General features: G+C 43.8%; 9 protein-coding genes, 1 tRNA gene and 1 pseudogene. 3 read left to right on the top strand and 8 right to left on the bottom strand.

Annotated elements, in window-relative coordinates; genetic code table 11:
• Window positions 1-140: 140 nt before the first annotated feature.
• A complete protein-coding gene (locus tag KPL72_RS16015) occupies window positions 141-1112 on the bottom strand; it encodes a TauD/TfdA family dioxygenase (protein ID WP_219703684.1) in 972 nt (323 codons plus the stop codon).
• Between the two features lie 187 nt (window positions 1113-1299).
• Between KPL72_RS16015 and KPL72_RS16010 the strand changes: the two genes are divergently transcribed.
• Both KPL72_RS16010 and KPL72_RS16005 read left to right on the top strand, forming a co-directional pair.
• Window positions 1300-3606 (top strand): TonB-dependent siderophore receptor, encoded by a 2307-nt coding sequence (locus KPL72_RS16010; RefSeq protein WP_219703682.1) that lies wholly within the window; start codon window positions 1300-1302, stop codon window positions 3604-3606.
• Between the two features lie 88 nt (window positions 3607-3694).
• Window positions 3695-4408: a thioesterase II family protein gene (locus KPL72_RS16005; protein WP_219703677.1), complete on the top strand. Its 714-nt coding sequence runs from the start codon at window positions 3695-3697 to the stop codon at window positions 4406-4408.
• Here the strand turns inward: KPL72_RS16005 and KPL72_RS16000 are convergent.
• From KPL72_RS16000 to KPL72_RS15975, 6 genes are read right to left on the bottom strand one after another with little or no spacing between them, the layout of a single operon-like run.
• A complete protein-coding gene (locus tag KPL72_RS16000; RefSeq protein WP_212915545.1) occupies window positions 4405-5016 on the bottom strand; it encodes a nitroreductase family protein in 612 nt (203 codons plus the stop codon). The genes KPL72_RS16005 and KPL72_RS16000 overlap by 4 nt on opposite strands.
• Window positions 5013-6521 carry an ATP-binding cassette domain-containing protein gene (locus KPL72_RS15995; protein ID WP_212915546.1) on the bottom strand — a complete coding sequence of 503 codons (1509 nt, stop codon included), beginning with the start codon at window positions 6519-6521 and terminating at the stop codon, window positions 5013-5015. Before KPL72_RS15995 ends, KPL72_RS16000 begins: the two co-directional genes overlap by 4 nt.
• Window positions 6514-7542 carry an ABC transporter permease subunit gene (locus KPL72_RS15990; RefSeq protein WP_212915547.1) on the bottom strand — a complete coding sequence of 343 codons (1029 nt, stop codon included), beginning with the start codon at window positions 7540-7542 and terminating at the stop codon, window positions 6514-6516. The genes KPL72_RS15995 and KPL72_RS15990 overlap by 8 nt, the downstream gene beginning before the upstream one ends.
• Window positions 7539-8624 carry an ABC transporter permease subunit gene (locus KPL72_RS15985; protein ID WP_212915548.1) on the bottom strand — a complete coding sequence of 362 codons (1086 nt, stop codon included), beginning with the start codon at window positions 8622-8624 and terminating at the stop codon, window positions 7539-7541. Before KPL72_RS15985 ends, KPL72_RS15990 begins: the two co-directional genes overlap by 4 nt.
• A complete protein-coding gene (locus KPL72_RS15980) occupies window positions 8600-10396 on the bottom strand; it encodes an extracellular solute-binding protein (protein WP_219703675.1) in 1797 nt (598 codons plus the stop codon). The genes KPL72_RS15985 and KPL72_RS15980 overlap by 25 nt, the downstream gene beginning before the upstream one ends.
• Window positions 10390-12066, bottom strand: coding sequence for a cyclic peptide export ABC transporter (locus KPL72_RS15975; RefSeq protein ID WP_219703673.1), 1677 nt, complete (start codon window positions 12064-12066; stop codon window positions 10390-10392). Before KPL72_RS15975 ends, KPL72_RS15980 begins: the two co-directional genes overlap by 7 nt.
• A gap of 570 nt (window positions 12067-12636) precedes the next feature.
• Between KPL72_RS15975 and KPL72_RS15970 the strand changes: the two are divergent.
• Window positions 12637-13522: pseudogene (locus tag KPL72_RS15970) on the top strand (IS5 family transposase); the annotation flags it as partial.
• Between the two features lie 355 nt (window positions 13523-13877).
• Here KPL72_RS15970 and KPL72_RS15965 read toward each other — a convergent pair.
• Window positions 13878-13953, bottom strand: a tRNA-Val gene (locus KPL72_RS15965).
• Window positions 13954-14137 lie beyond the last annotated feature (184 nt).

Raw genomic sequence — 14137 nt, 5'->3', positions numbered from 1 at the left:
AAAGAAATTCCTAAGTCACGCAAGGTATTATCAAGACTGATCCCTGCCACACACTTTTTAACAAAGATGAAGAGGTATGCAGCTCTCTTACCTCCTCCACATTTTCATACAAAAGAGGAGATTGAAGATCTAAAATGTATCTATTTATTGGGTTCAGCCATTGCAACGACTACTTTTCTAGGGCCGCTAAATCGAGAACGAGCATGGGCAACCAACATGTTATCAAGCATCAGCACGTCCCCTTTTTGCCATGGGAACTTGACCATACACGAATCCAGCACACCGCGAATTTCATCCAAAACACTGTCTTCAATGGGAGTGCCATCGCCGTAGTAAACATTACGTGGCAGGTCTTCTTCCTCCACGATGGATAACAGAGTTTCACGGATATGAGCATCCAGATTGGAAACATGAAATAGGTGTGCTTGGTTAAACCAAACCCACTCTTGGGTGATAGGGTGCTGTGCTACAGATTGACATATCTGGCGGGTTCTTAACTCACCATCGCCTTTCCATTCAAAATCGATCTGATTCTGACGACAAAATACTTCTACCTGTTTTGGGTCTTCGGTGGAAAAGACTTTCTCCCAAGGCAAGTCCAAACCATTACCGTAATTGCGCACATACATCAGCTTTTTCTCTGCGAAGCGTTCACGTATGCGTACTGGAATCCGCTGGTACACTTTACGGCTATCCGCAATAGGAGTTTCCCCCTCTGTGTGCGCAGGTTCAATGCAGTGAAACCAAATTTTCATTGGCCAGTTGAGAGTGTAAGCTTGTTCATTATGAAGCGGAATCACCTGATGCGCTGGGTATTCCGTTGTTGTGTAGACCCCTTCTCCCAAATCAGTACGCGGAGTAGAACCAAATTCATAATCAAGAAGAGGAAAACCAAAAGTTTTGGCAAATTCCTGGAATTCAGCTTCCCCTAAAAGATCTCCCCCCCTAAACAACAACCCACCAGATTTTAATAAATGATTCTCAACTTCGCGGTGAATAATAGTGATTGAGTCTCGCCAACCCCTCCCTTCACCTAGAGAAATAATGTGCGGCAATACTGCACAAGCCCCTTCGCTAGCAGTCAATATTTTGTTTTGAACGATAATTGACATCCCTAATCCCCTTTAGCTAATGCGACAAAATTTGTCGAAACATTAAATGAAAACGATTATTAATTGCAATAGTATTTACATAAATATTTTTTTTTGCTATTAATTGTAAATTAATGTCAATGCCTTAATTGCATTAACAAAACATTCAAACAAACGCTATCAATTAAAAATAGGATTGAGCAACAACATGAATAAGACACTCATAGCCAAATATGTCTCATCTAGGATCAAACCAAGACATTCATTTATTCTGGCTCTCGCTATAATCAGTCCGATTGCTCTAGCAGCAGATGAACCTACAGATCAAAACACAAATACAGAGAACAATACGCTAGACACACTTGTTATCTCTGGAGTTAAACAGTCGCTCACAACGAATGTCTCACAATCCTCCATGCGAACTGAGGCGAACCTAGCTGAAATCCCTAGATCTGTAGTGGTTATAAACGACGAGATTGCAAGCGAGCAAAATGCGAGCTCTTTAAGCGATGTAGTACATAACATCAGCAACGTATCAGAAGACAATAACTATGGCGGAACAAGAGATCAATTTTCTATTCGTGGTTTTAATGCCAACGTCTATGAAGATGGGGCTAGAGTATATGGCGTCGCACAAGATAAAGCGGTCATGGAAGACATTCAGTATGTCGAAGTAGTTAAAGGGCCAGAATCAGTTTTGTATGGCAACATGAATCCTGGTGGACTAATCAACGTCATTAGCAAAAAGCCATCACCTAACCAAGCAACAGATATTGAGTTGAATCTAGATGAACATGGACAACAACGTCTAAGCATCGACAGCACTGGAGCGCTTAATAAAGACAAAACGGTTCTTTATCGTATTGTCGGAGTAACGGATGATTCTGATGGATGGCGAGATGACTCAGACAGCACCCAAACCTTCATTGCTCCGACCATTACGTGGTTTGCCAGTGAGGACACCGAAGTCACACTGTTTTATAAATACAATAAAGAGGAGCTTCCTTTCGATCGTGGCACATTGGCGGTACGTAACGCCTCAAACACAGGGTGGGATTTTCTAGATATTGACTCTAGCCGAATAGGCACTAGCTTTTCTAGACAGGAGCGTGAAACTGAAAAATTTGGTTTTGAAGTGGCTCATGACGTCAATGATTACTGGACGACTCGCTTCAAATATCAACATCAAAAGCGTGATACAGACGGTCGCAGAGTGCATTTCTATGCTGCTTCAGACGCTTCAGTATCAACAGTTCTTGGCACAAGTGTCCGAAACCAAGATCAATACAAAGTAGCATTTGACGGTAATATCAACCGCTATGTTAACGATAGCCAAGCAAGCAGCAACACAGACATATTCTCTTGGGAAAACCAACTTAACTTTGACTGGGGAAAAAGCTCTCACACAATTATTACTGGTGCTGACGCAACACGTTACAAAGAGACAATAATTAACAATGCCTCTAAAAGCTGGTCAAATACCACAATGGCAGCACTCTCTGCTCGAATATTTGGTGAAACATCACCAAATTCCGGACTGTATAATTATTACACAGATAGCTCAGCAGCCAACGACCCAAATGATTACTACCACTTAAATACAACAAAAGAAGAAATAAAAGAATACGGCATTTTTATCAATGATTTAATAAAGTATGGAGACTGGAACTTTGCTGTAGGGCTTCGACATGATACTTATTCAAGAGAATTCAAAGACACCTATGACAGCGCCATTTTAGCTGACTCTGCAGGGAGAGCCAACTTTAGCAACTCAGACGCGAAAAGTCCGAATAACTCTAACCTAAGCGGACAAATAGGCGCCCTATATAAGCTGTCGGATTCTGTTTCTTTCTTCTCAAATATTGCGACTTCTTATCTACCAAACAACAATTTCGATACAGTGAAGCAAGAATGGGTAGACCCACAGGAAGGTACACAATACGAAGCAGGCATCAGGTTTTCGCTCTTAAATCATAAACTTAATTTGACAACATCCGCATTCCATATCAACTTAGATAATGTTGCTTATAGAAACGATGGCAATCCAATTAGTTATGATGTCTACAAACAACGCAGCCAAGGTTTTGAAATTGATGGTGATTACGCCATCAACGATCAACTAACCACCTTATTTTCATATGGCTATACAGACGTTGATTTTGTAGATTCTCCGGATAGTGCGAATAAACCAGTCAATGTGCCGATGCACAACGCAAGTGCTTGGTTATTTTATGATGTCACAGAAGAGTGGGGAGTCGGCACAGGTATCCTTTATGTAGGAGAGCGTGCAGGAAATCGTAGAAAAGACTACGACTACAAACTCGACGCTTATACGACAACCGATGTAACCCTTTGGTACCAACCTAGTTTCGCAAACGACCAGCTACGCATGCAGTTAACCGTTGCAAATATATTTGATGAGGATTATTACAGTGCTGGTTCAGATTCCACACAAAATGCAGTTTATTTAGGTGAACCTCGCACTGTCTCTTTAAAAGCAAAATACAGTTTTTAACCTTGCTTTAAAAACCAATAAAGGAAAGGCTCTGTAAAAAAGCCTTTCCTTTATTTCATTGAACCTTCCTTTCAAAAAATCTTTGCTTATGAAAACACTTATTTGCTTTCCTTCTTCAGGTAGTTCCTCCAGCCTTTTCGCGCCATGGAAACTCTTTTTTGAACAAAAAAACATCGCACTTATCTGCCCAGAATACCCTGCCCGAGGGCGACGCTTTAACGACCCGCCAACCAAAAGCATAGATGCACTAGCACAAGATATGATGCACCAGCTGCAAGATGAACTAAAAAACAACGAAGATTACCATCTTTTTGGTCACAGCCTTGGCGGTATTGTTGCCTACGAATTAGCGCTAAAAATTCAACAAAGTCCCTATAAGGCACCTAAAAGTATTTTTATCTCATCAAGCCATGCGCCCCATAAACGGGAAGAAACCTCATTGAAAAGTCATTTAAGCGATTCAGAATTGATTGTCGCACTCAAGCAAATAGGCGGACTAAAACAGGAAGTGCTGAATCATCCAGAATTAATGGAACTGGTTCTTCCCATTATTCGCGCAGATCTTGCCTTAAATGAGCATTATCAGATCTCAAAAAAAGTGCCGTTATCCTGCCCTATTACCACGATTCATGGCACGGATGATCCTGTAGTCAAACTTGAGTATATAAAGGAATGGAAACACTATAGTGAGGATTATCAACATATAAATTGGCCCGGCGATCATTTCTATTTTCAGCCAGACCTAGAAAGATTTCTCACGGCGTTAGCCACATCGCTTGAAGCTGTCTATAAACGGGATTAGTCTGATTTTTTATCGGAGAAAAGAGACGTGGCAACTTCTCCCAAACCTTGCCATTCAAAACAATAATCATCAGGAGCCTTACGTTTCAGCGGACGTTTAAAACGTTCTATTGGCGTCCCCACCGCAATTGCCCCTAAAACCTGATCTTCTGGCTTCATGCCAAGAATAGGCTTTAGCGCATTGCCCGCAAGAAAGGTATACCAGAAAGCGCCATACCCCATCAGGTGTAGACCATTCATGATATTCTGCACCGCCGCACCACCACATAGCTGCTGATCCCAGAGTGAGACATGATGCTCTGGTTTCACATTGCTGATTGCTATGATCATCATGGGAGACTCGGCAATCTCTTTTGCTGAACGACGTGCCTTCTCCGTCACCTTTCCATCTGGGGATTGTTGTCGATACATTTCCAGCGTTGCCTCGGCCAACTTGGGCATGTTCTCTTCTTTTACCACCAGAAAACGCCAGGGTTTTAAGTTGCCATGATCGGGGGTGGTCATCACCAGATTAAAAAGCGACCTCATTTCTTGATCGTTTGGGGCGGGGGAAGTGAGTTTTTTCCGACAATATGAACGTCGGTTTAATAGTGGCTCCAAGGGGTTCATAATGACTCAACCTGTAATGATGTGATGTTTTGGACTTGATGCATGCCCCGATCTTCCCATTCGCCAAATGCCAGCTGTCTACCGTGAGACAACACCAGATACCTATGACACAGGCACTCTAAAAGACCTTGATCGTGGCTAATCACAATCAAACTGAAATGGCGCTGTGCTTGTAATCTCTGGATCAAATCCATAATGCTTTGGCGACTTAGCTTATCCAGCGCCGTTGTTGGCTCGTCCAGAATCAGCAATCTGGGCGAGAGAAGCAGTGCACGGGCAATCATGATTCTCTGTCGTTGTCCTCCGGATAATTCATGAGGGTAGCGATCCAGTAAAGCAGAGTCTAACCCCACCTCTTCCATGGCACTGGCTAATTTTACCGCAAGCGATGGCACGCTTTCTGTCGCACAGCTGACTCGGTAAACCTCCTTTAAGGAGCGACGAATAGTAAGGCGAGGGTTAAAACTGGCTGCCGTATCCTGAAACACAAACTGCATACTGGCACGCTGCTGCCGTAGAACATTGGGAGTTAAAGACAACCAGTCCTGTCGATTAAACCAAATATGACCTGATGCGGGTATCAGCCTGAGCAAGGCTTTTGCCAAGGTGGATTTTCCTGCCCCGCTCTCTCCGATAACACCCAGATTCTCGCCAAGAGATAGGTCAAAACTCACGCCATGAAGAATGCCCTTCACTGTAAGATCCATCACGCTTAACAATGGAGATATTGGGTTAGCCGTCACACCCTGTATGATTTCCGGCGCCAGCAGCCTTTTAGTATATTCGTGTTCAGGCGCAGAAAAAACGCTTTCAACACTTCCTTGCTCAACGATCTTACCTCGTTTTAGCACCATGACCTGATCTGCTATTTCCCGCACCATTGACAAGTCGTGAGAAATAAAGACCATGGTCATATTCCAGCTGGTTTGAAGTTGCTTCAGCAACGCCATAATTTGCTGTTGAGTTCGGCTATCCAATGCTGTTGAAGGCTCATCTGCAATAATCAGTTTTGGTTGATTGGCAATCGCCAAGGCGATCAATACTCGTTGCCGTTGTCCTCCAGAAAGCTGATGGGGAAAACGTCTTTTATGATTTTCTTCCAATCCTACCTGCTCTAAAAGCGCATGTATTTTTTCTGTACATTCGTCTTGCGACAGTTTACTTCCAGCATGCAAGCGAAGTACTCTGGTCAATATCCACTCTATTCGCTTCACCGGATTTAATGCGGATAAAGGCTCTTGTGCCACTCGCCCAATTAACCGCCCCCGTATTGCTTGCCAATCCTTGTCATTGCACTGAGCAAGAGATTGACCCGCAAGTAACATGCTTCCTTGTAAGCGACCATTTTCCGGTTGCAATCCCAGTATTAACCTGGAAAGCAAGGTCTTTCCAGCACCGCTCTCTCCCACAATCGCCAAGGTTTTTCCTTCTGGCAAGTGGAAGTGAATATTTTCCAGTAACGTCTGATTAGCAATGGAAAAAGAAATACCTTCACAACTAAGCATATTGCCCCTCCCCTCTTTGCTCTATATTGGAAGAACGTTTTGCGGATCGCTCTTGAGCCATTTCGCCCATTAAGACAACAGAAGTCACTAACATCAGAATATACACACAACCAGTCACGCCAAGCCATGGAGCTTGTAAATTGTTTTTCCCCTGTGCCAACAACTCGCCTAAAGAAGGATAACCAGAAGGCAAGCCAAAACCGAGAAAATCTAACGTAATTAGTGCTCCCAAGGCTCCGGCGAAAATAAAGGGTAAGTTACTCAACAATGACACCAGAGCATTAGGCAGTACGTGAGTAAAAATAATACGTTGATCAGATATACCCGCAATAATCGCGGCCTGTACATAATCCAACTGACGAATACGTAACACCTCAGCTCGAACCTGCTGTGCCAGATGATGCCACCCAAGAAGGGAGAGAATCATCAACAACATCCAAGGACCTGGGCGAACCAGACTGGAGAGAATCATGACAATAAAAATGGCCGGAATGGCTCCCCATATTTCCGTTATGCGTTGCCCGATCAAATCGACTTTGCCACCATAATATCCCTGCCAGGAGCCAAAACACAGCGCAAGAAAAGCAACACTGACACTCAAGCCTAAAGCAAAGAGCAGACTGATCTGCGTACCATACAGAATACGGGCCAGCACATCGCGCCCCTGATCATCCACACCAAGCCAATTCACACCAGAAGGTGGCGAAGGGAAGCTCACATTGTAATTAACGGTGTCATAAGAAAAGCGGACAGGAGGCCACAACCACCACCCCTGCTGGGTGATTTCCTGAGCGATAAAGTCGTCTTTATAATCGGCCTCGGTGTCAAAAAAACCGCCAAATGCTGTTTCAGGATACGCCTTCACGATAGGAAAAAACCAGTGCTGTTTGTAGTGGACCATCAACGGCTTATCGTTGGCGATAATCGGGGAGATACAGCTTAATAAAAAGACAAGCGCCAAGAAAAAAGCCGCCATTTTCCCACGGCGCATAATAGCGGCATACTTTCCCTGAAACTTCATATTCTCACCGCCTCAAAGCTTAGTCTTGGGTCCACCAGCCGATAAAGCATGTCCCCCAAAAGTGTCATACACAGCCCTAACAGGGAGTAAATATAGATAACACCCAACACCACAGGATAATCCCGTTGCAGTACCGACTCAAAAGCCAGCAAGGCAATACCATCAAGTGAGAAGATAATTTCCACAAGCAAAGCACCACCAATGAACAAGGCTAGAAGATCATTGGGAATACGCGCAACCAGTACCAACAAACTATTTGGCAGCACATGGCGAAAAATAACACTTTGACGACTCTCCCCCATACTGAGCGCCGTATCCACGTAATTTTGATGAAGTTGGTCTATCACGGCGTTTTTAACCAACAGTGTAATAGGGGCCAAGCCACCTGCCACACAAGTCATCACCGGCAACACCAGATGCCATAGGTAATCTTTCACCTGTGCCCCAAAAGAAAGCTGCGCAAAATCCGCCGATACAAGCCCTCTTAGGGGAAACCAGCTAAACACTCCGCCACCGGCGAATATGATCATAAAAAGAATAGCAACAATAAAAGTAGGAAGTGCGAAGGAGGTAAACAGGGCAAGGCTACTTAGAGCATCTAGCCAACCACCTCGACTCAAAGCCTTCCAGACCCCTAATGGCACAGCAATAAGATAGATAATCAGCAAACTCCAAAATCCGATGGAAAATGAAGCTGGCAGTTTACTCAAAATTAGGGAAGAGACAGACTGCCCGCTAAAGTAACTCTGCCCTAGATCCAAACTCAGATAATGCCAAAGAGTATCAAAATAGCGCTGCCAGAGCGGTTGGTCAAAACCATATTGATGGGCAATCTTTTGACGTAGTTGCTCATCAATATGGTTTGTATCAAGGTTTGTACTGTCGCTCTCGAAAAGTGCGGTCGTACCTGTTTCAACGCCACTCATTTTTGCTAAAACAGCATCAACAGGCCCCCCAGGTAACCACTGCAACAGAAAAAAATTCAGTGTCACAATCGCCACCAAAGTAGGTATGATCAGCAGCAACCGTTTTATCAAGTAATGTCGCATCATCCCACTTAATGACTCGCGTTCTCGTCCCACCAGAACTCCACTTCATAACCATAAGCCGGATTCACTTTGGGACGCTTGATATTATCCGCATGGGCGACCAATTGGAAATTACGCGCCCAAAGAGGTAAGAAGTAATACTTCCACTTTAATACCCGATCTAATGCTCTGCCGTAGTTTTCTGCCTGCTGATAGTCCTTCGCATGAACCAACTCCTCTACCAGTGCATCAATCACAGGGTCATTAAAACCTGCGATATTGCTACTGGTGGCCACATTGGCAAACGAAGACAGTAAGGCGGATTGCACCTCAGTATTGGGTGGAATACGCACCTTATACTGAATAGGCGTCATATCAAATTGACGCTGCATTAGCTGTTTATAAAATTCGGTTCCGGTTCTAACGGATATCTGCCCGTCAATACCAAGACGCTTCAAATTCTGTAAATAGGCCCCCAAAGCCGGTTTCATATCAGGGGAAGGCACTAGAAAATGAATGACAAACGGCTTACGCTGAGCATCCACCAGTTTCCCCCCTTCCAATTTCCAACCCGCCTCGTCAAGTAATGCCTTGGCTTTTATCAGATTTTGTCGGTTGTCACCCGATCCGTCTGTGGTTGGCCAGGAAAAGGTCTCATTAAACAACTCATCCGGTAAGTTCTGACGAAAAGGCGTTAAGATCGCTTTTTCTTGTGGGGAGACGCCACCACTAGAGGCCAGAAAGCTGTTATTAAAAAGACTCTCGGCTCTCTTGTATTGTCCACCAAACGCACGCTTATTCAGCCATGTAAAGTCGAAGGCATGCACCAGCGCTTCGCGGGTTTTAGGGTTGGCAAACTTCGCTTCTCTTAAGTTAAACAAGAACGCAGTCACAAAAGAAGGAGCATCGTAATCAATTTTCTCTTTAACAACTTCCCCGTCGGTAAAGGCCTTCCCTTGATACAGCTTTTGCCAACGCGCCAGATTGGATTCAGCAATGTAATTCACTTCTCCAGCTTCTAACGCCTGTACAGCGGCATTTCGGTCTCTAAAATACTCAACACGAATGGTTTTAAAGTTGTACTTGCCTCGGTTGGCTGGCAAATCTTTTGCCCAGTAATCATCACGCAAGGTGTAAGTGATACTGCGCCCAGGCACAACAGAGGTAATCTTATAAGGGCCACTACCCAACGGCACCTCCAAAGAAGACTTGGTAAAGTCTTTACCTTGCCAGAAGTGTTTTGATAATACCGGCAGATTGCCTGAGTTTAATACCTGTAAGCGGCTGCCCTCATTGCCAAAGTTAAACCGCACTTCTTTTGGACTTAGTACATCCACGCTTTTCACTCCCTGAAAGCGAGATTTAATATTGCTAAGCCCCTGTGTCTGATAGGTCTTGACGGAGAATGCCACATCCTCTGCCGTGACTGGTGTGCCATTGCTGAATCGAGCGTCTTTTCTAATTTTGTATTTGACCCAAGAGTTATCGTCGGCAATGACAATGGTTTCGGCCAGTACACCGTAACGGGTTTTAATTTCATCTTTATCATGGCCACGATCTGTCAGGCTATCATAGAGCCAAAACAAACCTCTTGGTTTGGACCCCAGGTTAATAAACTGATGAAGTGAGTCAAAGCTACCAATTTCCGCCATCACAAGCTCTCCTTGCTTAGGAGCATTGGGGTTGGCGTATTCAAAGTGATCAAAATTCGCTGGGTATTTCGGGGCGCCATAAAGTGCAACCGCATGGGTAACTTCGTCTGCCAGAACAGAATGCACACAGCAGGAAAGAATCAGAACCAATATACCTCCGGTCTTTCTTAACATTTCATATCTTCCTTATCATTATACGGGAACACTACCGTGGTAACCTGATCATCATAACTTTCTTCTTCGTGTAAGCTCATGACACCTTGATGGATGCGGTAAATTTTGTCAGCCAGATAAAAGTAATGGTCATCATGGGTAATGGCGATCACCGTTTTCCCTCTGGCTTTTAGTTCAGGTAAGAGTTCGGTATAAAACACTTTTCGAAACGAAGGGTCCTGATCCGCTGCCCACTCATCCAATAGGATAATGCTGCGGTTTTCCAAATAGGCCAGCAACAAAGCAAGGCGTTTACGTTGCCCTTGAGACAATTTGGTCGAGCTTAACTTCCCCTCAGATACGGTGACTTTTTGTTCCAGAGCCAGGGCATTCAGGTAATGTTCCACCAAGGCTTCATCAGGCCTGTCACCGGTTTCATTAATCAGTTGTTTAAACAAGTAAAAGTCGGCGAACACCACAGAGAAGTGACTCAAAAACCAGTCTCGATTCGTCTCATCGATTTTTTCTCCAGCAAAGAGAACCTCACCACCGTGAGGGTGATAAAGCCCCGTTACAAGGCGTGCGCAGGAGGACTTTCCGCTGCCATTGCCACCCACCCAAAACACCAACTCACCCTGTTTTAATTCAAAATTGATAGGCCCCACAGAAAAACCCGACTCATCTGACTCTGAAGGGTATTGGTAAGTGACTTCACGAAGCTGTAACGACTGCCAATTCTGCGTTAACGCTCTCTCCTGCTCAGGTTTGTCTTCGGCTTCATTTAGTTCCAACTGCTGGACCTTGTTATAGGCAACAGAGCCTTGTATCAAAGCTGGCAAAGACCCAATCATTCCCGCCAGTGGAGAACGCAGGTACAGAATAGTCAAAGCAAAGCCCATCAGTTGTTCTTTCGAACCAATACCAAACAAGGTATGAATCAAAATGATGGCAGCAATTAATAAGAGAATCGAAGTATTTACCCAACTACCATTGAGCACTGTGTAGCGATCTGCCCGAACTTCAAGGCCCAATGCCTTACCCACTATAGGTTTTAAACTGTCTTCAAAAAACCGATTGCGCCGTGCGCGACTCAGCTTGAGTTCATTTCGTCCCAGCAATAATCCTGCGTAACGATCATAAAGGGCGTCATCATTTTCCCTGACTTCCCGTTTTAGCCTTCTTGAAGCTGACATGAGCTGCTTGGCGATAACAACCGATAATATTGTCATGACAAGCGTACTGAGGAAAAAAGGCACGGATAGTTGTATTAAATATCCGTAACAGCAGAGTAAAACAGCCACCCCATAAACAACAAAAGGCAAACTGTTAAACGCCTGACTAATAGCTGTCACATCCTTCGTGAGACTCGCCAAGATCGCAGGTTGACCCAGTTGATCAATACGCTCGACAGAGGTTTTCAGAATACGACGACATAAATGGAGACGTAACCGATACACCACATGGTGACCAAGCGAAGTTAGCATCGCCTGAGAAAAGAAACTTAACCCAAACAGCATAAAAATGAAGGCAAACAACAGAACCACATCCTGTCCGGTAATCGCATCAGCTGAGGTAACTCGACCAATCATAGAGATCACGGCAACGCCACAACCTCCGCTCAAGGCACTTAAAATAACGGCAACAAAGAACTTGAAGGAACTACCACGCAACAGTGTCCATACTAGCAACATGAGATACACCAATACTAGAAACGAAAGAGATAATGATTATCATATATACAATAGATAAATGAATCAATTCTTGCTTCACTAAAAAGTGATTTACAGAGCCATCAACCTGCTTGTCGGCTTCTTCTTTGCTGTCGAATTATTCCAGTCAATTCAATTCTTTCGCATGAAGAAATAGTTTCTGAGCTCCTCAAAGGAGGAACAGGCAGCAATTCAGGCTACTCTGGTTGTATGTTGCTCAATAGCACACGCTTAAGTTGAGCTTCAAACAGCTTCTGTGTCCCCCCCTATAAGACGCCGGCACACTGGCTGTAATTATTAAGTTCAGCGTGGCTGCTAGCTGGCCAATGGAAAGGCTTTTTTCCTTATTTGACGAGCCCTACCGCTTTCTTATGTAGATCTGACAAAGTGGTATTCGAGGAATGATGAAATGTTTTTAGGTTAGATAGAATGCGCTGATTAAGAATTTGCTTTTCAGAGGCCAAGATAAGCTTGCAAACAAGTTGAGAAACATGCGATTAAGTCGGCAACATGAGATAATCATGCCGACTTAATCAACCAATCCTCCTCAGCATGAAGCAACTCCCTTTTGCCGATACCGAATTTACCAGCAAACGCCATAAGACCCACAAAGAACTCTTCCTTTGCTAAATGGATGAGCTGATTCCTTGGCAACAAACTTGAAGCTCAAATAGAGCCATTTTATCCAAAAGCCAGCAACGGTCGTCACCCAGACCCTCTTTCCATTATGCTGCGTATTCACTTTATGCAGAACTTATACAGCATGAGTGATACTGCTATGGAATATGTACTTTACGAGATCACCCCAATTTGACTGTTTGCAGTATTATCATTAGAAGATGCAATACCTAATCACACAACCATAATGAACTTCAGACATTTGCCAAAAAGACACAAGCTTGGGTATAAGCTTTTTAAAGAAGTACACAAATGACTGCCTGATGCTGGCGTATGTTTCAAAGAAGGTACGATCGTTGATGCAACTATCATTGAGGCGGCAAGCTCTACTAAAAATAAGTGAGCTCACGCGATCTAGAAATGCATCAAACACAGAAAGGGAAGCAATGGTATTTTGGCCTGAAAGCCCATATTGATGTCGATAGAAAACGTGGCCTAGTACACAGCCTTACGACAACCTCTGCGAATGTACACGACCTTCACCAACTGCTAAATCTGATGCATGGAGAGAAATCTTTTATCTCGGCAAATTCCAGCTATCGAGGCGTGGAAAATCGCAAAGAAACGAAGAATAGAAAGTTAAGTTGGTTGGTTGGTTGGTTGGTTGGTTACAGAAATACCGAGCAAGATACGAGTTTGGAAAAAGCACCCTCGAATTAACAAAGAACCTATTCGAACGGAGTACTTGAAAACTAGTATCATGGCAACAGCCGAGCACCAATTTAGAATATTTAAATATCAATTTGGGTTCCGAAAGGCCTGATATGGACCCAATAAAGTAAAACAAGATGTTCTAAAAGAGAAACTAGGGGGTCTGTGACTTGTTAGTATGAGCTACAAAATCACACGAGAAATGCTTTTGAAAAAAGGTTACGAGAAATGGAATTCGCAAAATATGACACAAATCGGTCATAGCCAGGTCACATGGATAATTTCAAAAGACCATCGTCACAGCGCGGTCACAAATTCAATGCGATAAAAAGAATGATTACACCATTAAAATTCAGAGACTTGTAAAAGAATTCCTAAACAAGAATAGANTTCAATGCGATAAAAAGAATGATTACACCATTAAAATTCAGAGACTTGTAAAAGAATTCCTAAACAAGAATAGATGGTGGGTGTGGAGAGGTTCGAACTCCCGACATTCGCCTTGTAAGGGCGACGCTCTCCCAACTGAGCTACACACCCAATCATAATTTTTATATAAATAAGATATGAAGTAGAGAAACTCTAAGAACATGAGATTTTTTAAGCCAAAAATCTTAACTACACTCCCACTATGTGGGATTGCCTTTTCCTGAGTTAATAGATTTATATATTAGAACTAAGGAAAATGGCGGAATGGACGGGACTCGAACCCGCGACCCCCTGC

It is taken from the genome of Marinomonas lutimaris, from assembly GCF_019426345.1.
Taxonomy (GTDB): Bacteria; Pseudomonadota; Gammaproteobacteria; order Pseudomonadales; family Marinomonadaceae; genus Marinomonas; species Marinomonas lutimaris.
Note: the sequence above shows the minus strand (reverse complement) of the source record. Positions and strands in the feature narration are given on the sequence as shown.